The sequence below is a fragment of the Yersinia vastinensis genome, assembly GCF_902726565.1.
Taxonomy (GTDB): domain Bacteria; phylum Pseudomonadota; class Gammaproteobacteria; order Enterobacterales; family Enterobacteriaceae; genus Yersinia; species Yersinia vastinensis.
The window spans coordinates 1-22,437 of sequence record NZ_CACVAF010000003.1 but is presented as its reverse complement, the minus strand read 5'-3'; the positions used below and the strand labels follow the sequence as shown (position 1 = coordinate 22,437).

Sequence of the window (22,437 nt, the reverse complement as noted above, 5' to 3'; positions counted from 1 at the left end):
ATCTATGCAGTTTCAGTATGCTGACGAGTTATGGTTTTCAAGAGCGGGAGGTCGATTTGATCCCGGATGTATCACACGCGCTGACTTGGTTGGAAGCGCATCCTAAAGCCCTGAAAGGGATCCGTCGCGGTATTGAGCGGGAAACATTGAGAGTCACTGCCGATGGCCAACTCGCCTCGACGGGCCATCCAGAGTCGCTGGGTGCGGCATTGACACATCAGTGGATTACTACCGACTTTGCTGAGGCATTGCTGGAATTCATCACGCCAGTCGATGGTGATATCGATCATCTGCTGACTTTTTTACGTGATATTCACCGCTATACCGCACGTAAATTGGGTGATGAACGCATGTGGCCACTTAGCATGCCTTGTTTTATCGGTGCCGAGCAGGATATCGAACTGGCTAAATATGGTTCATCCAATATTGGTCGTTTCAAAACACTGTACCGTGAGGGGTTAAAAAACCGTTACGGCGCACTGATGCAAACTATTTCCGGCGTGCACTATAACTTCTCTTTGCCATTGGAGTTTTGGCAGGCATGGGCCGGTGTTACCGATGAGAAAAGTGGTAAGGAAGAGATTTCCGCAGGATATTTTCGCCTGATCCGCAATTACTACCGCTTTGGTTGGGTTATTCCTTACCTGTTTGGTGCTTCTCCGGCCATTTGCTCATCATTCCTGCAAGGGCGTGAGACAGCGTTGCCGTTTGAACGTAATGATCAAGGAATGTGTTATTTGCCGTATGCCACCTCATTGCGCCTGAGTGACTTGGGTTATACCAATAAATCACAAAGCAATTTGGGCATCACGTTTAATGACTTGCACACCTATGTTGCAGCACTGAAACGCGCGATTCAAACGCCATCAGAAGAATATGCAGCCTTGGGGCTAAAAGACGGTGATCGTCATCTGCAATTGAATACCAACGTACTGCAAATCGAAAATGAGCTGTATGCTCCAATTCGGCCTAAACGGGTTACCCGAGTCGGTGAGTCGCCATCTGATGCTTTGTTACGCGGTGGTATCGAATATATCGAAGTACGTTCGCTGGATATCAATCCATTCTCACCGATTGGTGTTGATGCTGTGCAAGCGCGCTTCCTTGATCTCTTCTTGATTTGGTGTGTGCTGGCGGATGCGCCTGAAATGAGCAGCGATGAATTGCTGTGTACTCGTAAGAACTGGAATCGGGTCATTTTAGAAGGGCGTAAACCGGGTCAGACTATCGGCATGGGGTGCAATGATACCCGTGAGCCACTGGAGAAGGTTGGTAAAGATCTGTTTGCGGACTTGCGTCGTGTTGCAGAAGTTTTAGATGGGAAAGATAGCACTGAGTATCAACAGGTCTGTGATGAGCTGGTCGCATCCTTTGATGACCCAAGTTTGACGTTCTCTGCGCGTATTTTGCAAGCGATGAAAGAAAATGGTATTGGTGGTGTTGGCCTTGAGTTAGCTGAACGTTATCGCGAAATGCTGCAAAGTGAGCCATTGGAGTTGCTGACGGAAGAGCAATTATCTGAAGAAGGCGCTGCATCATGGGTACGCCAACGTGAGTTGGAACTCAAAGATAAGCTAAGCTTTGAAGAGTATTTGGTACTGCACGGCGGCCAATAAAAAGAAAAGGCCACATTGCTGTGGCCAAATTAACATCTCTGATAACAGGGATGATGATAACAAATGCGCGTCTTTCACATATTAAGACGCGCAGGAAAGAAAAAAGTTTCACGAGTTGCGAAAAAAGATCGAATAAAAATTATTTTTTTATGAGGAGGTGACTAAATGCCATTATTGGATAGCTTTACCGTAGACCATACCATCATGAAAGCACCCGCAGTTCGCGTTGCCAAGACGATGAAAACCCCTCATGGTGACGAGATAACAGTATTTGATTTACGCTTCTGTGTGCCAAATAAAGAAGTGATGCCTGAGCGTGGGATCCATACATTGGAGCACTTGTTTGCGGGTTTCATGCGTAACCATCTTAATGGCAATGGTGTTGAGATTATCGATATCTCGCCGATGGGATGCCGTACCGGTTTCTATATGAGCTTGATTGGAACACCAGATGAGCAGCGTGTTGCTGAGGCCTGGAAAGCAGCAATGGAAGATGTGTTGAAAGTCACCGATCAGCGGAAAATCCCTGAGCTAAATGAGTATCAGTGCGGTACTTATCATATGCACTCGCTGGAAGAGGCGCAGGACATTGCCAAAGGCATTATTGACCGCGGTGTGCGCGTCAACCACAACGAAGAGTTGGCTTTGCCGAAAGAAAAACTGAAAGAGCTACATATCTAGCTTTCAGTCATTGATAGATAAACATAAAAAGACGCTCATAAGGCGTCTTTTTTACTGACAGCAGGGGGATTAGATCCTGTGATTACAGGGGATGGTTATCCGGTAGAATAGGTGTTACCCGCACTCGCTTAATCATGTTCTCTTGCACATCCAGTACATCAATCAAATAATTCCCAATGCGAACCTGAGCATCTATTTGTGGAATATCTTCTAACTCTTCCAACAACATGCCATTGATTGTGCGGGCATCGACAGGTAACGACCAGTTAAATGCTTTGTTCAGTTCACGAACACTGGCACTACCATCAATCAAAACAGAACCATCACTCTGTGGATTGACCTCTTCAGCAAGTGTTGGGGACATGGATGTTGTGAAGTCACCCACGATCTCTTCCAAAATATCTTCGACCGTCACTAAACCTTGAATATCGCCATACTCATCGACAATCATGCCGACTTTCTCTTTATTACGCTGGAATTTCACCAACTGTACGTTCAGCGGTGTGCCTTCAGGAATAAAATAAATCTCATCGGCTGCTCGCAGTAGATTCTCTTTGTTGAACTCTTTTTTTTCCATCATAAGCCGATAAGCTTCCCGCACACGTAGCATGCCTATAGCATCATCCAACGATTGGCGGTAGAGCACGATACGGCCATGAGGTGAGTGGGTAAGCTGGCGCATGATTGATTTCCAATCGTCATTGATATCAATACCAATCACTTCATTGCGCGGCACCATAATATCGCTGACTGTGACCTTTTCCAGATCCAGCACCGATATCAGCATGTCTTGATTACGGCGAGAGATTTGTGAATGGGACTCATTCACAATACTGCGTAATTCATCTTTACTCACGGCATCACTGCTGTGCACATTCCCACGGATACCACATAGACGCATTAATCCTCGGGTAATGGTATTGAGCAACCAAACCAATGGCAGCATGATTTTTTGTAGGGGGGCAAGTAATACACTACTGGGGAAGGCCACGCGCTCAGGATAAAGTGCCGCGATGGTTTTGGGCATGACTTCAGCAAAAATCAGCACGACAAACGTCAGAACCCCAGTGGCAATTGCAACCCCGGCATTCCCATATAAACGGATACCGATGATTGTCGCGAGCGCGGAAGCCAGAATATTGACCAGATTATTACCAATTAGCACTAGGCTTATCAGGCGGTCAGGGCGGCGTAGTAGTTTCTCAACCCGGCGAGCGGCACGATTGCCTTGCTTAGACAAGTGGCGTAAACGATAGCGATTCAGAGTCATCATGCCGGTTTCGGAGGCAGAAAAATAAGCCGAAACCACGACCATAATGACAAGAATGATGAGAAGCGTGCTAGTTGATATGTGATCCAACGCAGAGTTCCTTAATTGCTATGTAGGCCATATATGAGTGAGTTAAATCATGATTAAGGAACCATGATTTCCTGAACCAGTCGGCTACCAAAATAAGCCAGTGTAAGCAAAAGCGCACCCGCAAAACTGAACCAAATTACTCTGCGCCCACGCCAACCCTCATGATAATGGCCCCATAATAGAACGATATAAACAAACCACGCCATGGTCGATAACACCGCTTTATGGACGTTTTCCTTGCTAAAAATATTGTCCATATACAACAAGCCGGTACAGAGTGTCAGTGTGAGTAGTACCACACCAATTTGCGTAATATGGAACATTTTACGCTCAATGCTCATCAAAGGAGGCATATCGGTATTAAATGTGACTTTCTTATTCTTTAACTGGTAATCGAGCCAAGCCAGTTGTAGGGCATAGAGTGCTGCGATGATAAGCGTTGCGTAGGCAAAAAGTGCGAGTCCAATGTGGACGAAAATAGCAGGGCTGGCTTCTAGATGGGTAATAAACTCCCCCGGCAACAAGCTGGCCAACGCTAAATTTATCATGGCAAAGCTATAGACAATAGGTAGTAAGAACCAACCTCGCCCTTGAGAGGCGACAATCGTCATGATGGTGCAGATCATTAGCCCAACAATGGAGCCAATATTCAATAAAGTCAGATTCTGGCCTCCACCGACATCAAAAACCTGATGCTTTAGAGCAATAGCATGGCACACTAGCGCCACGACAGCAGAAAGCAGTGCTAACCGTCGGTAAGCACTGCTTTTCTGCACCAGACTAGGGACAATCAAGCCCAAGCTGAGTGAATAAGCGATCAAAGCCAAAATAGAGAACACGGGCATAGCGTTATATAGGCATCGGCTAAGTGAATTAGATAGCCAGTATAGCGTTGAGCGCGTCCCTCTCCAACCGTTCTCCGATGTGGGGGCAGAGATCGTTTAAGCTTCGTGTTATAATCCCCGCCATTGTGTCGCCAGAGCGGCCTGTTTCCACGTTGAGTATGAGACAATGTTTGAGAACTTAACTGATCGATTGTCGCGCACACTGCGCAATATCAGCGGCCGTGGCCGGCTGACAGAAGAAAATATTAAAGAAACGCTACGTGAAGTTCGCATGGCGTTACTTGAAGCTGACGTTGCTCTTCCGGTTGTCCGCGATTTTATCAACCGAGTAAAAGAGAGTGCTGTCGGGCATGAGGTGAACAAAAGCCTCACGCCAGGTCAGGAATTCGTCAAAATAGTTAAAAATGAACTTATTGCCGCGATGGGCGAGGTTAATAACGAGCTGAATCTGGCGGCACAACCGCCCGCAGTGGTGTTAATGGCCGGTCTGCAAGGTGCGGGTAAAACCACCAGTGTGGCTAAACTGGGTAAGTTCCTGAAAGAAAAACAGAAGAAAAAAGTACTGGTGGTTTCAGCTGACGTGTATCGCCCTGCGGCGATCAAACAGTTGGAAACTCTGGCTCAGGGTGTTGGTATTGATTTCTTCCCGTCTGATGTACAAGAAAAGCCGATTGATATCGTTAATCGTGCTCTGCAACAGGCAAAACTCAAGTTTTATGATGTCCTGATTGTCGATACCGCCGGTCGTTTGCACGTTGACGAAGCGATGATGGACGAAATCAAACAGGTCCATGCCGCGATTAATCCGGTTGAAACACTGTTTGTTGTCGATGCCATGACCGGTCAGGATGCAGCCAACACGGCAAAAGCATTCAACGAAGCCTTACCGCTTACTGGTGTGGTTCTGACCAAGGTTGATGGTGATGCGCGTGGTGGTGCTGCTCTGTCCATTCGCCATATTACGGGCAAGCCGATTAAATTCCTCGGTGTTGGTGAAAAGTCAGAAGCACTTGAGCCATTCCACCCAGATCGCGTGGCCTCTCGTATTTTGGGTATGGGCGACGTACTGTCACTGATTGAAGATATTGAAAGTAAAGTTGACCGTGCGCAGGCCGAAAAACTCGCCACTAAGCTGAAAAAAGGCGATGGCTTTGATCTCAATGACTTCTTGGATCAACTGAAACAAATGCGCAACATGGGTGGCATGGCCAGCATGTTAAGCAAAATGCCGGGGGCAGGCCAACTGCCCGACAACGTGAAATCACAGATGGATGACAAAGTGACGGTGCGAATGGAGGCTATCATCAACTCGATGACGCTGAAAGAGCGCGCCAAACCTGAGATTATCAAAGGTTCACGTAAGCGTCGTATCGCAACCGGATCAGGTGTGCAGGTGCAGGATGTTAACCGCTTGCTTAAGCAGTTTGATGACATGCAGCGCATGATGAAGAAGATGAAAAATGGCGGTCTGGCTAAAATGATGCGTGGCATGAAAGGTATGATGCCACCAGGTTTCCCTGGCCGCTAAGGTCATTTGGCGCTGTGGTGTTCACCAGCGTGAAGTGAGTAAAGATTTCCCGCTGAAAACAGCGGTAAACGAAGAGAATTTGACTCATTACAAATCTAGCGCATAGGAATCTACGCTTTAGATTGCTTTTTGCGCCAAAATGAGTAAAATTTTCGGGCTTTTTATATTGCAACTGGACCCCGTTCCCCGATGGGGTCCAGTTGTTTTATTAACTAAAGAGGATGTTATGGTAACAATTCGTTTGGCTCGTGGCGGCGCTAAAAAGCGTCCGTTCTATCAAGTAGTAGTGACCGACAGCCGTAATGCTCGTGACGGTCGTTTCATCGAACGTGTAGGCTTCTTTAACCCGATCGCATCTGGTCAGGCTGAAGCTCTGCGTTTGGATCTGGACCGTATCGAACATTGGATTGGTCTGGGTGCAACAGTTTCTGATCGCGTATCTGCGCTGATCAAAGACGCTAAGAAAGCAGCTTAATCTGTCGCGGTGGTGGTTATTATGAGCAAACAACTCAATCCAGTGGTTCCCGAACAGCCGATTGTTCTCGGTAAAATGGGTTCAACTTACGGCATTCGCGGTTGGCTCAGAGTATTTTCATCCACCGAGAACGCCGAAAGCATTTTCGATTACCAGCCGTGGTTTATCCAGCAGGCCGGTAAGTGGCAGCATGTCGAGTTGGAAGACTGGAAGCGCCACAGTCAGGATCTGATCATTAAAGTTAAAGGTGTTGATGATCGAGATGCCGCGAATTTACTGACTAATTGCGAAATTGTCGTCGATTCGAAGCAACTACCCCCATTAGGTGATGATGATTACTACTGGAAAGACCTTATGGGTTGTCAGGTAGTAACAACCACCGGTTATGAACTAGGCAAAATCATCGATATGATGGAAACCGGTTCTAACGATGTGATGGTAGTGAAGGCAAACCTGAAAGATGCATTCGGTATGAAGGAGCGGTTGGTCCCGTTTCTTCATGGGCAGGTTATCAAGAATGTCGATCTCACTGCTCAACGTGTTGAAGTAGATTGGGATCCTGGTTTTTGACCTCCGAACTAAACGGCAAAAGTGAGTGGAACAAAACAATGTGGATCGGTGTTATTAGCCTGTTTCCCGAGATGTTCCGCGCGATAACCGATTACGGGGTAACTGGCCGGGCAGTAAAAAATGGCCTGCTGAGCGTGCAGTGTTGGAGTCCTCGTGACTTTACCTACGATCGGCATCGTACCGTGGATGACCGTCCCTATGGCGGTGGCCCGGGAATGCTGATGATGGTGCAACCGCTAAGGGAAGCCATTCATGCAGCAAAAGCAGCGGCAGGCGAGGGAGCAAAGGTGATTTATCTGTCACCTCAAGGGCGCAAACTGGACCAACAGGGTGTTTGCGAACTGGCAACTAATCAGAAGATGATTCTGGTGTGTGGTCGGTACGAAGGAGTTGATGAGCGCGTAATCAAAACCGAAATTGATGAAGAATGGTCAATTGGTGATTACGTTCTCAGCGGTGGCGAGCTGCCAGCAATGACTTTGATAGATTCAGTATCCCGCTTTATTCCGGGTGTGCTGGGTCATCAGGCCTCTGCAGAGGAAGATTCCTTTGTTGATGGATTGCTGGATTGCCCACACTACACTCGTCCTGAGGTGTTGGAAGGGATGGAGGTTCCGCCAGTTTTACTGTCGGGCAACCATGCCGAGATTCGTCGCTGGCGCTTAAAGCAGTCGCTGGGCCGTACCTGGCTTAGAAGACCTGAACTTCTAGAAAGCCTAGCTCTGACTGACGAGCAAATGGTGTTGCTGGCTGAGTTCCAACGGGAACACAAGCCCTGAGCAACAGAACTATGAAAGGAACATTGTGCTGCGTGCCAATTTCCTGATATATCAGTTTACCTAGGGTAAGAGACTTATTATGAGCAATATTATCAAGCAAATCGAACAAGAGCAGATGAAGCAAGATGTACCTGCATTCCGTCCGGGTGATTCCGTGGAAGTTAAGGTATGGGTTGTGGAAGGTTCTAAAAAGCGTCTGCAGGCATTCGAGGGCGTGGTTATCGCTATTCGTAACCGCGGTCTGCATTCTGCGTTCACCGTTCGTAAAATTTCCAACGGCGAAGGTGTTGAGCGTGTATTCCAAACTCACTCCCCAGTAATCGACAGCATTACTGTGAAACGTCGTGGTGCCGTTCGTCAAGCGAAACTGTACTATCTGCGTGAGCGTACTGGTAAGTCAGCTCGTATCAAAGAGCGTCTTAACCGTATTAACTAAGATTCAGCTCAGGCTTCATCCAAAAGTTAATAGTTATGAAGGGGTTAGCCATGTGCTAACCCCTTTTTTTATGCATATTTTAGCAGACGAAAAAATTCGTTAGACATTGTTTAGAGGGATGGGGGAAAAACAGGCAGGAATCAGCGTGGCATAGCACCACGCTAAAAAGTAACGTTATTACAGGCCGTAAACCAGAGTCACCGAGGTTGTGGTATCTGTATTTTTGGGAGCACTTGCAGGCGGCTTGGTGTTGTAGGTTGCAACATAGGCTAAACGTAATGCGAAGCTCTTATTGATTGCGACATTCAGCGCCGTTTCAGAGTTCAATGTGGTTTCTTCGTTTGCTAATGCTGAAACGCCTTCACTGAACACTGTGTTATCCGTTAGCTGATAAGTATAGTTACCACCGGCATACGCCAATGCTTTTGTCGCACGGCCACCTTCATAAAACTCATCATGGCGCACACCTGGACCAAATTCCACCCGCAGATTATGCAGCGGTGTGGTCATAATCTGGCGACCATAACCGGTGGTCAAAACAGAGCGCGAATCAAAACCGTTATAGCGATCATTTAACCAACTAGCCTGTCCGAACAGATAGTTACGGTCAGTTAGGTTATAGCGAGTACGCCCACCTAATTGATACCGCTCGGAAGAACGTTGATTGTTTGAGCTGGTATTACGTGCTGCTCCCCACAAACTGTAGGCTGTGTTGGGCTGAAACCAAGTTAATGTCGAGTTAGCGGTCAGTGTTGAGTTGGTTGTATTACCTGACTGCGCGGTATAACCCGCTTCGACAGTGCCATCAAAGCTCTTCTTGGCTGTAGCTGGATCGTCTAAGGCAGTAAAAACAGTCGCGTCAGCAAGAACTGAGGTGCTGATTAGGGATAAAGCGAGTGTGCTGATATAAAACGGCAACGCCCTGGTATGACGCAAAGAAAACATAATAGGTCCATGGTGAAAAAGATGATGTTTGTGATGCGGGTCGCATTGTAGCAGTAGTAATTCAACTTACTCAGAAGATATTTCGGAACGAATAATTAATTATAATAAGCGGGATTTTTTGATGAGTTCATTCTTAAAATGTCATAAGTAGAGGCGGTCATTGTCGAGTATTGACGCTTTTTATTGGTTTTATAAATGAAGATTTATCGGGTTAAGGCAGGCATATAATTAAGGGCCAGATAAATTCTGACCCTTAATTCTGTTCAAATTCGTTTTTACATAAAAGTGGTTACCAGCAAGTAGCCAGTAATACATGAACAGATAACGCCGATGAGACCTGGAATGATAAAGCTATGGTTAATAATAAATTTACCAATCTTGGTCGTGCCGGAACGGTCAAAACCGATACAGGCAAGGTCACTTGGGTAGGTAGGCAGAACAAAGTAGCCATAAGCGGCAGGGAAGAAAGCAATCAGCATCTTAGGATCGACGCCTAATTGCAATCCCATAGGGGCAATGGCTGCCAGAGCCGCCGCTTGGCTATTCACCAGTTTTGAAACCAGGAACAAGACAATAGCATAGGTCCATGGATGGGTTTTCACCACATCTTCCAAGGCAAGTTTCAAGTCACCCATATGGGCTTGGAAGAAAGTATCACTCATCCAGGCGACACCGAATACGGAAAAGATAGCGACCATCCCCGCTTTAAATACAGCACCGTTGGAGATATCACTAGGTTTCACTTTACAACCGATAAGAATAACTGCACCAGCAATTAGCATCATCATCTGAATAACCAAGTTCATCGATAATGACTGTAATTTGCCTTTCACTTCAAAGGCAGGTCGCAGATCTGCAAAAGCACCGAGTAATACAACTAATGCAATAGCCGCGAAAAATATCCAGGTAGACCAATAAGCTTGTTTTGGAAAAACCTGATTTAGCAAGGTATCGGTTGAACCGTAGATAAATTCACGCTGCTCTGGGTCTTTGATTCTCTCTTGGAAATCAGGATCTATATCCAGATTTTTACCACGACGCAGGCTCCACAATGCAGCAACTAGTACACCGACTAATGATGCGGGGACTGAGATGGCCAGAATTTCCAGAATACTGTAAGCCTGCCCGATCCCATGATTGGCACCAATAATAGATACTAATGAAACGACGGCAACCGAGACTGGCGATGCGGTAATCGCCATTTGTGAGGCGACGGAGGCAACAGCCATTGGCCGTTCCGGGCGAATTCCTTTTTTAATCGCAATATCAGAGATAATAGGGAACATTGTATAAACAACATGCCCAGTGCCACATAAAAAGGTTAATGACCAAGTTGTGAAAGGGGCAAGTAGCGTAATATGCTGAGGGTGACGACGTAATAATCGCTCCGCAAATTGCATCATTACATTTAATCCACCGGCAGTTTGTAATACGGCAGCACAACCAATAACTGCCAATATTGTGAGCATGACATCTACAGGGGGTTTTCCTGGTTCTAATCCAAAGATAAAGGTCAGAATAAATAAGCCGATACCACTTATTAGCCCCAGCCCCATGCCGCCATATCGAGTACCGACTAACAGACATAGAATTATAATTATAAATTGTAGTGTTATCATAATTTTACCTTGCTTCCAACATGAATAAAATCCGTTTCGCATTTGCTAGCTTTAAGCAATGAGCATGGCTCTCACATGACTTTCTTTATCAGAGCACAGGCGGCATTGATTAAAACCTTACTAATGCCAAGGCTACATTGTTGAGTTATGTAATTAATTAAATCTGGGATCTGTCTCTATTTTTATATCAGCTTGGACTTTTCTAATTAATTAAAGTGGAATGGAAATGGGGGAATAGAATATAAGATTTTGAATGTGAAATTAATGTGTAAATATTGTTTTAAATTAATGAATCAATTGGCTCTAAATTTAATAGGAATAGCATTATCTAACCGGGAAATTCATTGGAACAATATCCCGGTCGAGCAGAGATGACCGTTTCATTTAATTAATCCCTAATTTCTCCTTTAGGGGTTTCAAGTAACGGCGACTCACTGGGATATGTTTACCACTGCGCGTAATCACTTCTGCGGAACCATTATCCATCAATTGAATTTCACCCAGTTGCTCAGTATTGACCATGTATTGCCGATGGCAACGAACAAAAGGTGTTTTTTCTTCCAGTGTCTTAAGTGATAGCTGGGTATAGCCAGACTGCACTGTTCCAATAACATGTACACCACTCAATTCTGAACTGAGATATTCTACTTCTTCAATCTTCAGTAAAAAAATGCGGTTGTGGCCAGAGCAAGGAATATGTCGTAGCATCGGCTCCGTGATTTTATGTAAATTATTATTTACACCAAGTCCCCGCCTTAAGCGAATGAGTGTTTTCGCCAACCGTTGATGGTCGAGGGGTTTTAACAGATAGTCAAAGGCATGTTCTTCAAAAGCACGAATGGCATATTCATCGTAAGCGGTAACAAATACGATGTGCGGCATGCTCTCTGGATTCAGCATCGAGGCCAATTCCAAACCATTAATTCTGGGCATCTGGATGTCGATAAATATCACATCGGGTTGCAGGCGTTGTATTGCGGGGATAGCTTCCAACGCGTTGCTGCATTCGGCGACGATCTCAATATCATGCTCTTCACTTAGTCTTTCGCGTAAATCTTCACGCGCGGGTTGTTCATCGTCGACGATGATGACTCTTAACATACTGCCTCCACAAATTTCCCGCATCTTATCATGGCGTCAAGGGGAGGTTAGGACCATCTGCAGAAACTGAGACTTGCCGCAAAAGTCAGAGTGAAATACGCCTGTAAATCTAGAGGTAATTATTTATTTACACATATGGATTGAAAACTTTACACGCCGTGGTATTGTGGTGTCCTCAAACGATAAACATGCTAAACGACATCCGCTAAACAGAGATAGGTAAAGAATATGATCATGCAAAAAGATGCGCTCAATAATGTCCATATCAGTGCCGAACAAGTCCTGATGACACCAGAAGAACTGAAAAACCAGTTTCCATTGAGCAACAGTGATCAGTATGCAATTGAAGCCTCACGTAAAACGATTGCTGACATTGTTCAAGGACGAGACCCTCGCCTACTGGTGGTTTGCGGGCCATGTTCTATCCACGATGTGGATGCTGCTCTGGATTATGCGCGTCGTTTGAAAGCTCTTTCTGCACAATTGAGTGATAGCCTGTATATCGTTATGCGTGTCTACTTTGAAAAACCAAGAACCACAGTTGGCTGGAAAGGCCTGATTAATGACCCTGCAATGGATGGTTCTTTCGATGTAGAAAAAGGATTACAAATTGCACGGCAATTGCTGCTGGATTTAGTGAAGATGGGCTTGCCATTAGCAACCGAAGCACTGGACCCGAACAGCCCACAATACTTGGGGGACTTATTCAGTTGGTCGGCTATCGGCGCGCGTACTACCGAATCGCAGACTCACCGTGAGATGGCCTCGGGCTTGTCTATGCCAGTTGGGTTTAAGAATGGTACTGATGGCAGTCTGGGTACAGCAATCAATGCCATGCGTGCGGCAGCGATGCCACACCGTTTCATGGGAATTAACCAGTCTGGTCAGGTTTGTTTGCTGCAAACTCAAGGTAACCCACACGGCCATGTGATTTTACGCGGTGGTAAAACCCCGAACTACAGCGCACAAGATGTTGCTCAGTGCGAAAAACAGATGCAGGATGCGGGACTCGTTCCGTCCTTAATGATAGATTGCAGTCATGGAAATTCGAATAAAGACTTCCGCCGTCAGACTGCAGTCGCTGAATCTGTTGTTGAGCAGATCAAGGCTGGCAATCGTTCTATTACTGGCGTGATGCTGGAAAGCAACATTCACGAAGGGAATCAGTCCTCTGAACAACCACGTGTAGACATGCGCTACGGTGTTTCAGTGACCGATGCCTGTATTAACTGGGATACGACTGAAACCTTGTTACGTGAAATGCACCAGGAATTACGTTCAGCGCTGGCGGCACGGACTGCAGAGGAAAAGTAAGTATGGTGGCTGAACTGACCGCTTTACGTGATCAAATTGATGAAGTCGATAAAGCTCTGTTGGATTTGTTGGCCAAGCGTCTGCATTTAGTGGCTGAAGTAGGCGAAGTTAAAAGTCGTTATGGTTTGCCTATTTATGTTCCGGACCGTGAGGCGGCAATGCTGGCCTCACGCCGGCAGGAAGCTGAAGCTCTAGGCGTTCCACCTGATTTGATTGAAGACGTATTGCGCCGAATAATGCGAGAGTCTTATACCAGCGAAAATGACAAAGGTTTTAAGACGCTGTGTCCGCAATTACGCCCAGTTGTCATTATCGGTGGTCAGGGCCAGATGGGGCGGTTATTCAATAGAATGCTGACGTTGTCTGGCTATCAGGTAAAAACGCTAGAACAGGAGGATTGGCCACAGGCCGAGTCTATTCTGGCTGATGCCGGTATGGTGATTGTCAGTGTGCCCATCCATATTACTGAAGACGTGATTGCTCGGTTGCCAAAACTGCCATCGGATTGCATTTTATTGGATCTCGCGTCAGTGAAGAATAAACCGCTGCAAGCAATGCTTGCCGCCCATGAAGGGCCGGTTGTTGGCTTGCACCCGATGTTTGGGCCTGATGTTGGTAGCCTTGCCAAGCAAGTGGTGGTGTATTGTGATGGTCGTGACCCACAAGCCTATCAGTGGTTGCTGGAGCAGTTACAGGTATGGGGGGCGCGGTTACATAGAATCAGTGCCGTTGAGCATGATCAGAATATGGCGTTTATTCAGGCGTTGCGCCATTTTGCGACCTTTGCGTATGGCCTACACTTGGCAGAAGAAAATGTGCAGCTAGAGCAGTTATTGGCACTGTCTTCACCGATTTATCGTTTAGAACTGGCGATGGTAGGCAGACTGTTTGCGCAAGATCCGCAACTTTATGCCGATATCATTATGTCATCGGAAGATAATCTGGCGCTGATTAAGCGCTATTACAAACGCTTTGGTGAGGCGATTACTTTACTGGAGCAGAGTGACAAACACGCCTTTGTGCAAAGCTTCCAGAAAGTTGAGCACTGGTTTGGCGATTATGCCGAGCGCTTTTTGGTGGAGAGCCGTTCATTATTGCGGCAGGCAAACGACAACCGCCAGTAACCTGAACCACTCATTGCTGGTTTGTAAAAGAAGTCCCCTCGACACCATCGCGGGGACTTTTTGCTATCTATGCTAGCGACTCTTTCAGCTTGGATTCACGGGAACCACGTTTTCGCTTGGATAGCAGCCCAAGACTTTTAATGAACGGGTTATCGGCGTCAAATCGGCCAAGGCTTTTTGCATAGGATCAGAGCGTAAATTAGCCTGCACATCGATATAAAACATCTCTTCCCATGGATTGCCATTGATTGGTCGAGATTCAAGTTTTGTCATAATGATCCCGTGATCCCTCAATACTAATAATGCTTCAACCAGTGCCCCAGATTGTTGGCCTGTGGCCATGATCAAGGTGGTTTTCGCCGGGATCTGCTCAGATACATCAATGGCCTTACGGGCAAGCACGATGAAGCGAGTAATATTTTGCTGTTGGTTCGCCAGATTATGTTCGAGCACCTGTAAGTTATAAAGTGCACCGCCGGCTTCACTCCCTAATGCTGCCGCTGTCGGTGAATTTAACTGTGCAACTTTCTCCATCGCGGCGGCTGTGCTTTCGCAATATTCGATTTTCCAGTGCGGGAAACGGTTAATAAACTGGCTGCATTGTTGGAAGGGCTGCGGATGACTGTAGACCGTGTTAATTTGGCTCAGGTCAGTATCTGTGGCGACCAGTACGCAATGATCAATAGGATTGGTTATTTCACCAACAATCGACAAGCTGGTGTGCTGCAATAAGTCATATACATCGTTTATGGAACCTGAACTGGTATTCTCTATTGGTAATACGGCGTAATCGGCCTGCCCGGTCTCCACCTGAGTAAAAATATCCTGAAATTTCTGGCAACCGCACTCAATGAGATGCTCAAAATGACGAGCTGCATATTGGCGGGCGGCCAAATGTGAGTAAGAACCTTTCGGGCCAAGGAAGGCAATACGAGCAGAATGTTGAGTGGTTTGATTCAGCTGATGCTGCAACAGTGCCTGTTGAGTCAATACTGAATCTTCGATAATCAGTTGGAACAGGCGGGTAACATAGAATCCATCGAGATCATAAGGTTTGGCGGCGCTAATGAGGGCATCCAGCAAGTCACGTTCACGTTCCTTATCGCGAATAGGGCGATGATGGAGCAACTTGGCTTTAGCAACATCCACTGCCAATTCACGCCGTTCTGCCAGTAAAGCCAGCAGTTTTAAATCAAGTGCGCTGATGCGCTCACGTAGCACCAGTAATGGATTATCACTCATAGGGTCTGCCTTATTATCATCCTGAATGTTTTATGCATAAAAAAAGCCTCCCGCTTGGGAGGCTTTTTTGTTCGTCTTCGCATTCTTTATCACACGACGAAACGCCTCCCAATCAGGGGAAGGTAAAAAAGAATGCGAAGAAAAACACTTTATTGATCATCGTTGCTGATTACCCGTTATGGACCGGTTTGTGAATTATGGATTCAATCGCTTGCTAAGATAAAGGTAGTTAAAAAGTATAACCTTTAAACGTGACCTTAAAAATAGACAGTCTCTAAACTAACCGCCAGCCTGAATTGCTGTCAATAAAAAACGCGCCCGAAAGCGCGTTAGATCCGAAATGAGATAGTTTTTTCCGGCTATTGTTCCTGCTCGGATTCTTCTTCCTCTACATCGACTGACTCCAAATTAGCATCTTTAACACTGCTTGCCGCACGACGAGCTTCACCTTTGTGTTGAACTTTATTTAATTGGCGTTCTAGTTTGGTGATCAGTTCATTAATTGCAGCATACATATCATCATGTTTGGCACTGGCAACCAAAGGACCCATCGGGGTACTGATTGTTGCGTCTGCAACAAATCCTTGCGGATCTTTAGACAGTACAATATGTGGGTTTATTAACTGGGCCTGCCATTTATCCAGTTTGGTGAGACGGTCTTCAACATGCTTACGAATTGCTGGGGTGATATCCATTTGCTTACTAGTAATGTTGACTGTCATATGACTTACCTCGCTGTCTACTCCTCTTGGATAACTTCAGCATACCTCTCTTTTTCATAAAATGTATGATCGAGATCACTTATTTTTGTCACTTTTTGCAAAGGTCATGGGAACTGTGATTTAACGTCAGGAATAGGTGCAGAGGGCTTGAATCATTGGTCAGAATACCGCATTATCGATAAGTTATATCGCCTGCATCTTGCTAAAAATAGCATGATTTAGTTGTTTTAAATGCGATAGTAGGGCGATAGTCTAACATGATGAATCGCATCGATTTGTGGTGTTAAAGCAGAATTGAAAACGGCAGCCTGAGCTGCCGTTTGTTATTTTTATCGTTCCAAATAATATTAGGCTGGGTTCGCCGCAATTATCTTGGCAACTTTGTCTGCTTGCGCATTCAGTTGCAGTTGTTTATAAGCATTTTCCATCAACGGTAGCGCATCGCGTGTTGCCTGAGTATCAGGATAATCTCTCAACATTTGCTCGACACGGTTAACTACCGCGACGTAAGCGCCTCGTTTAGTGTAATATTGTGCCACGGCCAATTCATGCTTGGCCAGACGATCTTTCAGGAACATCAGGCGTTTTTGCGCGTCAGTTGCGTATTGGCTGTTCGGATAGCTTTGAATCAACTGGTTAAAATCGCGGAATGCGGCCTTAGCATGTTGTGGATCGCGGTCTGAACGATCAATCCCGAAAAAGCCTTGTAATGCACTGTCATCCAGAGCCATGTCAGTCAAACCACGCATATACAATACGTAATCGATGTTAGGATGTGTGGGGTTAAGGCGCATAAAGCGATCGATTGAGGCTTGCGCCAACGGCAGGTCAGCAGATTTATAATACGCATAAATCAAATCAAGCTGAACTTGTTGAGAGTAAGGCCCGAAAGGATAGCGGTTATCTAACGCTTCTAGTTGCGTAATAGCTCCCTTAAAGTTACCGTCCTGCAGTTTTTGCTGAGCGGTAGCATAGAGCTCAGAAGGCGGGTTATCGGGAACCACGTCCTTGTTACTGGAGCAACCGGTCAGCACCAGGCTCAACGTGGCGGCAGCCACCAGATATTTCATACGCGTCATGACGTTTTGATTATCCTCGAAGTGTTATTCCGGGAGACTGTCCGTTAAGCTCCCGACAAAGATCTAGATACAATAGCACATTATATTAAACGGCATCGCCGTCAAAACCCAACGTTAACGAACAAGAAGCTGCATATGGCACAACAAGTACAACTCAGCGCAACGGTGGCCGAATCACAACTCGGTCAACGGTTAGATCAGGCTTTGGCCGAATTGTTCCCTGATTATTCAAGATCTCGCATAAAAGAGTGGATTTTGGAAGACAGGGTGACAGTCAACGGTAAAAAAATTAACAAGCCTAAAGAAAAAGTGTTGGGTGGCGAGCTCGTCGCAATTGACGCGCAAATTGAGGAAGATGCCCGCTGGGCGCCTCAAGAAATCCCACTGGATATCGTCTATGAAGATAACGATATTTTGGTCATTAATAAACCCCGTGGTTTAGTCGTACACCCTGGTGCAGGTAACCCTGATGGCACAGTTCTGAATGCACTGCTCCATTATTATCCAGAAATTGTCGATGTTCCTCGTGCGGGTATCGTGCATCGTCTGGATAAAGATACCACGGGCTTGATGGTCGTGGCGAAAACAGTTCCAGCACAGACTCGTTTGGTTGAAGCATTGCAAGCACGCGAAATCACCCGTGAGTATGAAGCTGTAGCCATCGGGAATATGACCGCAGGTGGCAGAGTTGATGAGCCTATTTCTCGCCATTCTACCAAGCGGACACACATGGCTGTCCACCCAATGGGTAAACCGGCAACGACGCATTACCGCATTATGGAGCACTTTCGCGCCCACACCCGCCTGCGTTTGCGCTTAGAGACTGGCCGTACACATCAGATTCGTGTGCATATGTCTCATATAAACCATCCGCTGGTGGGGGATCAGTTGTATGGTGGCCGCCCGCGTCCACCTAGAGGTGCATCAGATTCCTTTATTGCTATTCTGCGTGGTTTTGATCGTCAGGCGCTACATGCAACTATGCTGCGTTTGTATCATCCAATCAGTGGCATTCAAATGGAATGGCATGCAGCATTACCAGAAGATATGGTTGAGCTGATTAATGCACTGAAAGCCGATACTGAAGAATTCAAAGATCAGATGGATTGGTAATGAACAAGCTGATACTTCCCGATTGGCCAGCGCCTGCTCGTGTTAAGGCATGCAGCACCACCCGTCACGGTGGTATCAGCGAATTCCCTTATGATTCATTAAACCTTGGCACTCATGTGGGGGATACGGCTTCCACTGTGATAGCGAATCGCCAACGTTTAGTGGAACAAGCGGGGTTGCCGCAAATGCCCGTTTGGCTGGAGCAAGTACATGGCACACGTGTCTTGCATCTGGATGGCACGGCAATTTCTGATGTGCAGGCTGATGCTGTATATAGCCGCGTTGCGGGGCAAGTATGTACGGTTATGACCGCAGATTGCCTACCCGTGCTATTTTGTTCTTTAGCTGGTGATGAAGTTGCTGCAGCGCATGCGGGTTGGCGAGGTCTATGTTCTGGGGTTCTTGAGCAAACGCTGGCGCAGTTCCAAGCTGCACCGTCATCTATTATTGCCTGGTTAGGTCCGGCTATCGGCCCACAACAGTTCGAAGTGGGTGAAGACGTTAAACAAGCCTTTATCACTATCGACGCGCAATCTACTGCTGCGTTCATGCCTTTCGGTACGAAGTATCTCGCCGACATCTATTTATTGGCTCGACTGCGACTACAAGCTGCGGGTATTCATGCTATCTATGGTGGAGATCGCTGCACAGTGAGCGAAAAACAACAATTTTTCTCCTATCGACGCGATGGAATCACCGGACGTATGGCAAGTTTAGTCTGGCTGATATAACCTATTGAATTAGGACGATCCGCTGACGTATAACGTTTTACTCTAAATATTGTGTCGAAGTAACCTTGAAAATTTGAGGGATGACCTCATCTAATCTCCAGTAGCAATTTTGACCAACATTGGAGGTGTTATGCGTCTGGATCGTCTTACTAGTAAATTCCAGCTTGCCCTCGCCGATGCCCAATCTTTAGCTCTTGGGCGCGACAATCAATTTATTGAACCGTTACATTTGATGAGCGCTCTGCTCAATCAGGATGGGGGAACGGTTCGCCCATTATTGACCTCGGCGGGAATTAATGTCGCGAGTTTACGTAGCGATATTGAGCAAGCATTAGGTCGTCTTCCACAAGTCGAAGGTACTGGCGGTGATGTTCAACCATCAAATGAGCTGGTCCGTGTATTGAACCTGTGTGACAAATTAGCGCAAAAGCGTGCTGATAAATTTATCTCTTCAGAGCTGTTTGTTCTGGCAGTTCTTGAAGATCGCGGCACCTTAACTGACATGTTAAAGGCTGCTGGCGCAACAACGAGTAATATAGATAAGGCAATTGAAACTATGCGAGGTGGTGACAAAGTTGATGACCAAGGCGCAGAAGACCAGCGCCAGGCATTGAAAAAATTCACTATCGATCTGACTGAGCGAGCGGAGCAAGGCAAACTCGATCCGGTTATTGGCCGTGATGAAGAAATTCGCCGTACCATTCAGGTACTACAACGTCGTACGAAGAATAACCCCGTATTAATCGGTGAGCCGGGTGTCGGTAAAACGGCCATCGTGGAAGGTCTGGCGCAGCGAATCGTGAATGGTGAAGTGCCAGAAGGCCTAAAACACAAACGCGTGCTTTCTTTAGATATGGGGGCATTGATCGCGGGTGCTAAGTATCGCGGTGAGTTTGAAGAGCGTTTGAAAGGCGTGTTGAACGATTTATCAAAACAAGAAGGTAGTGTGATCTTGTTCATTGATGAATTGCATACCATGGTCGGAGCCGGCAAAGGCGACGGGGCGATGGATGCAGGTAACATGCTGAAACCTGCATTAGCACGTGGTGAACTACACTGCGTAGGTGCAACAACTCTTGATGAGTATCGTCAATATATAGAGAAGGATGCGGCGCTTGAGCGGCGTTTCCAGAAAGTTTATGTGGCAGAGCCGACAGTCGAAGACACTATTGCGATTTTGCGTGGGTTAAAAGAGCGTTATGAGCTGCATCATCATGTGCAGATAACTGACCCAGCAATTGTTGCAGCAGCAACACTGTCGCATCGCTATATTTCGGATCGTCAGTTACCGGATAAAGCTATCGACCTTATCGATGAAGCCGGTTCTAGCATCCGTATGCAAATGGATTCAAAACCAGAATCATTGGATCGGTTGGAACGTCGGATTATCCAATTGAAACTGGAGCAGCAGGCACTGAAGAAAGAGTCTGATGACGCCAGTAAAAAACGTCTAGAAATGCTCAATACCGAATTAGAGCAGAAAGAACGTGAATATTCAGAGCTGGAAGAAGAGTGGAAAGCAGAGAAAGCCTCTCTCACCGGAACTCAGAATATTAAAACTGAACTGGAACAAGCCAAAATCACCTTAGAGCAAGCTCGTCGTGTGGGTGATTTAGCGCGGATGTCAGAACTTCAGTACGGTAAAATTCCTGAGCTGGAAAAACAGCTGGCGGCGGCAACGGCGCTTGAAGGGAAAACCATGAAGCTGCTGCGTAACCGTGTCACAGAAGCTGAGATTGCTGAAGTGCTGGCGCGCTGGACAGGTATCCCAGTCTCTCGCATGCTGGAAAGTGAACGAGATAAGTTACTGCGCATGGAGCAGGATCTGCATAAACGCGTCATTGGACAAAATGAAGCGGTTGAAGCGGTATCCAATGCGATTCGTCGTAGCCGCGCTGGGCTATCAGATCCAAACCGCCCAATTGGTTCCTTCCTATTCTTAGGGCCAACAGGGGTGGGTAAAACTGAGTTGTGCAAAGCGCTGGCGAATTTCTTGTTCGACAGCGACGATGCCATGGTTCGTATTGATATGTCCGAGTTTATGGAGAAACATTCCGTTTCTCGGTTGGTCGGCGCACCTCCGGGTTATGTAGGTTATGAAGAAGGTGGGTATCTGACGGAAGCTGTACGCCGTCGCCCTTACTCAGTCATTTTGCTGGATGAAGTAGAAAAAGCGCATCCCGATGTCTTCAACATTCTATTGCAGGTATTGGATGATGGGCGCTTGACTGATGGGCAGGGCAGAACCGTCGACTTCCGCAATACGGTCGTTATCATGACTTCTAACCTCGGTTCAGATTTAATTCAGGAACGTTTCGGTGAAAGAAGTTACACCGAAATGAAGGATATGGTGATGGAAGTTGTTACTCATCACTTCCGCCCTGAATTTATCAACCGTATAGATGAGGTGGTTGTCTTCCATCCACTGGGTCGGGCGCATTTGGCTTCAATTGCTCGTATCCAACTGGAACGTCTGTACAAACGTTTGGAAGAGCGTGGCTATCAGGTCACTATTACTGAACCTGCGCTGGAGTTCCTGGGGGAAACCGGCTTCGATCCTGTTTATGGGGCACGGCCATTGAAACGTGCTATTCAGCAGGAAATCGAGAATCCACTGTCACAGCAGATACTTTCTGGCAAATTAATACCGGGAGTTCCAGTGACTCTGGATGTCGAGAATGGGCATATCATTGCTAAACAGTAATGGTTAACTCTTAAAGGGGCGAGAAATCGCCCCTTTTTTGTTGTTTTTTTCACCGCATCTGGTGTTTTTGCCGCATTAATGAGCGGTTGAAAAATTTTTTTAAATTAGGGGTTGCAGGCTGTCAGGAACTCCCTATAATGCGCCTCCACTGACCGGGAACAACGAAACAAACTTCGCCGGGTCAGGAAGAGAAAAGAATGATTTTGACTTCGAAAGAAACAAAAGAAAACCTTGACTCTTCAGCGGGAAAGCGTATTATCTGCCTCCCGCGTTACCGTAAGATTCGCCGCAAGGCAAACAGGTAACGAACGCTCTTTAACAATTTATCAGACAATCTGTGTGGGCACTCGCAAGACGATATCGAAGCCTGTTTCGGCAGGCAGAAGAAATATTAAAGTCTTGAAGAGTGACCAAAGCAGTAAACATTTGAACTTCGGTTCGAATGCATATTTG

General features: G+C 46.5%; 20 protein-coding genes and 1 other annotated feature. Of the genes, 12 read left to right on the top strand and 8 right to left on the bottom strand.

Going from position 1 to position 22,437, the window contains the following annotated elements; all coding sequences use genetic code 11:
• Nucleotides 1-17: 17 nt before the first annotated feature.
• Nucleotides 18-1,616, top strand: coding sequence for a glutamate--cysteine ligase (gshA, locus tag HUZ92_RS04945; protein WP_174846793.1), 1,599 nt, complete (start codon nucleotides 18-20; stop codon nucleotides 1,614-1,616).
• 165 nt (nucleotides 1,617-1,781) lie between these two features.
• The gene (luxS, locus tag HUZ92_RS04940) at nucleotides 1,782-2,297 is read left to right on the top strand and encodes an S-ribosylhomocysteine lyase (protein WP_050100177.1); all 516 of its coding nucleotides are present in this window, start codon (nucleotides 1,782-1,784) and stop codon (nucleotides 2,295-2,297) included.
• A gap of 82 nt (nucleotides 2,298-2,379) precedes the next feature.
• Here luxS and HUZ92_RS04935 read toward each other — a convergent pair whose 3' ends face one another.
• Both HUZ92_RS04935 and HUZ92_RS04930 read right to left on the bottom strand, forming a co-directional pair.
• The gene (locus tag HUZ92_RS04935) at nucleotides 2,380-3,657 is read right to left on the bottom strand and encodes an HlyC/CorC family transporter (RefSeq protein ID WP_141135207.1); all 1,278 of its coding nucleotides are present in this window, start codon (nucleotides 3,655-3,657) and stop codon (nucleotides 2,380-2,382) included.
• Between the two features lie 53 nt (nucleotides 3,658-3,710).
• Nucleotides 3,711-4,502, bottom strand: coding sequence for a cytochrome C assembly family protein (locus HUZ92_RS04930; protein ID WP_050100176.1), 792 nt, complete (start codon nucleotides 4,500-4,502; stop codon nucleotides 3,711-3,713).
• Nucleotides 4,503-4,668: 166 nt separating this feature from the next.
• On the opposite strand from HUZ92_RS04930, the gene ffh reads away from it, so the two are divergent.
• The 5 genes from ffh to rplS all read left to right on the top strand — a co-directional run bounded on the left by ffh (nucleotide 4,669) and on the right by rplS (nucleotide 8,290).
• Nucleotides 4,669-6,030: a signal recognition particle protein gene (ffh, locus tag HUZ92_RS04925; protein ID WP_050100174.1), complete on the top strand. Its 1,362-nt coding sequence runs from the start codon at nucleotides 4,669-4,671 to the stop codon at nucleotides 6,028-6,030.
• A gap of 226 nt (nucleotides 6,031-6,256) precedes the next feature.
• Nucleotides 6,257-6,505 carry a 30S ribosomal protein S16 gene (gene rpsP / locus HUZ92_RS04920; RefSeq protein WP_004877236.1) on the top strand — a complete coding sequence of 83 codons (249 nt, stop codon included), beginning with the start codon at nucleotides 6,257-6,259 and terminating at the stop codon, nucleotides 6,503-6,505.
• Between the two features lie 21 nt (nucleotides 6,506-6,526).
• Nucleotides 6,527-7,075, top strand: a complete 549-nt coding sequence (gene rimM / locus HUZ92_RS04915) for a ribosome maturation factor RimM (RefSeq protein ID WP_050140573.1) — start codon at nucleotides 6,527-6,529, stop codon at nucleotides 7,073-7,075.
• Nucleotides 7,076-7,113: 38 nt separating this feature from the next.
• A complete protein-coding gene (gene trmD / locus HUZ92_RS04910) occupies nucleotides 7,114-7,854 on the top strand; it encodes a tRNA (guanosine(37)-N1)-methyltransferase TrmD (RefSeq protein WP_004393426.1) in 741 nt (246 codons plus the stop codon).
• Nucleotides 7,855-7,933: 79 nt separating this feature from the next.
• Entirely contained in the window at nucleotides 7,934-8,290 is a 357-nt protein-coding gene (gene rplS, locus HUZ92_RS04905; protein ID WP_042547926.1) for a 50S ribosomal protein L19, read from the top strand.
• Nucleotides 8,291-8,467: 177 nt separating this feature from the next.
• On the opposite strand, the gene HUZ92_RS04900 is transcribed toward rplS, so the two are convergent.
• The 3 genes from HUZ92_RS04900 to btsR form a co-directional block, all read right to left on the bottom strand.
• Nucleotides 8,468-9,235 (bottom strand): DUF481 domain-containing protein, encoded by a 768-nt coding sequence (locus tag HUZ92_RS04900; protein ID WP_050100170.1) that lies wholly within the window; start codon nucleotides 9,233-9,235, stop codon nucleotides 8,468-8,470.
• A gap of 275 nt (nucleotides 9,236-9,510) precedes the next feature.
• Nucleotides 9,511-10,854, bottom strand: a complete 1,344-nt coding sequence (locus HUZ92_RS04895; RefSeq protein ID WP_050100167.1) for an anaerobic C4-dicarboxylate transporter — start codon at nucleotides 10,852-10,854, stop codon at nucleotides 9,511-9,513.
• A gap of 384 nt (nucleotides 10,855-11,238) precedes the next feature.
• Nucleotides 11,239-11,955 (bottom strand): two-component system response regulator BtsR, encoded by a 717-nt coding sequence (btsR, locus tag HUZ92_RS04890; RefSeq protein ID WP_050100165.1) that lies wholly within the window; start codon nucleotides 11,953-11,955, stop codon nucleotides 11,239-11,241.
• A gap of 234 nt (nucleotides 11,956-12,189) precedes the next feature.
• Between btsR and HUZ92_RS04885 the strand changes: the two genes are divergently transcribed.
• Nucleotides 12,190-13,269 (top strand): 3-deoxy-7-phosphoheptulonate synthase, encoded by a 1,080-nt coding sequence (locus HUZ92_RS04885; protein WP_050100511.1) that lies wholly within the window; start codon nucleotides 12,190-12,192, stop codon nucleotides 13,267-13,269.
• Between the two features lie 2 nt (nucleotides 13,270-13,271).
• Entirely contained in the window at nucleotides 13,272-14,393 is a 1,122-nt protein-coding gene (gene tyrA / locus HUZ92_RS04880) for a bifunctional chorismate mutase/prephenate dehydrogenase (protein ID WP_050140574.1), read from the top strand.
• Nucleotides 14,394-14,477: 84 nt separating this feature from the next.
• Here the strand turns inward: tyrA and pheA are convergent, their stop codons facing one another.
• The 3 genes from pheA to bamD form a co-directional block, all read right to left on the bottom strand.
• On the bottom strand, nucleotides 14,478-15,635 hold the full coding sequence (gene pheA, locus HUZ92_RS04875) for a bifunctional chorismate mutase/prephenate dehydratase (protein ID WP_050100159.1): 1,158 nt from the start codon (nucleotides 15,633-15,635) through the stop codon (nucleotides 14,478-14,480).
• A gap of 36 nt (nucleotides 15,636-15,671) precedes the next feature.
• Nucleotides 15,672-15,796 (bottom strand) — a sequence feature (Phe leader region).
• A 198-nt stretch (nucleotides 15,797-15,994) separates the two neighbouring features.
• Nucleotides 15,995-16,357 carry a ribosome-associated translation inhibitor RaiA gene (gene raiA, locus HUZ92_RS04870; protein ID WP_050100157.1) on the bottom strand — a complete coding sequence of 121 codons (363 nt, stop codon included), beginning with the start codon at nucleotides 16,355-16,357 and terminating at the stop codon, nucleotides 15,995-15,997.
• 347 nt (nucleotides 16,358-16,704) lie between these two features.
• Nucleotides 16,705-17,436 carry an outer membrane protein assembly factor BamD gene (gene bamD, locus HUZ92_RS04865; protein ID WP_005166516.1) on the bottom strand — a complete coding sequence of 244 codons (732 nt, stop codon included), beginning with the start codon at nucleotides 17,434-17,436 and terminating at the stop codon, nucleotides 16,705-16,707.
• A gap of 135 nt (nucleotides 17,437-17,571) precedes the next feature.
• On the opposite strand from bamD, the gene rluD reads away from it, so the two are divergent.
• The 3 genes from rluD (at nucleotide 17,572) to clpB (ending at nucleotide 21,984) form a co-directional block, all read left to right on the top strand.
• On the top strand, nucleotides 17,572-18,549 hold the full coding sequence (rluD, locus tag HUZ92_RS04860) for a 23S rRNA pseudouridine(1911/1915/1917) synthase RluD (RefSeq protein ID WP_050100156.1): 978 nt from the start codon (nucleotides 17,572-17,574) through the stop codon (nucleotides 18,547-18,549).
• On the top strand, nucleotides 18,549-19,280 hold the full coding sequence (gene yfiH, locus HUZ92_RS04855; RefSeq protein WP_145580074.1) for a purine nucleoside phosphorylase YfiH: 732 nt from the start codon (nucleotides 18,549-18,551) through the stop codon (nucleotides 19,278-19,280). The genes rluD and yfiH overlap by 1 nt, the downstream gene beginning before the upstream one ends.
• A 130-nt stretch (nucleotides 19,281-19,410) precedes the next feature.
• Nucleotides 19,411-21,984 (top strand): ATP-dependent chaperone ClpB, encoded by a 2,574-nt coding sequence (gene clpB, locus HUZ92_RS04850; protein WP_050100153.1) that lies wholly within the window; start codon nucleotides 19,411-19,413, stop codon nucleotides 21,982-21,984.
• Nucleotides 21,985-22,437 lie beyond the last annotated feature (453 nt).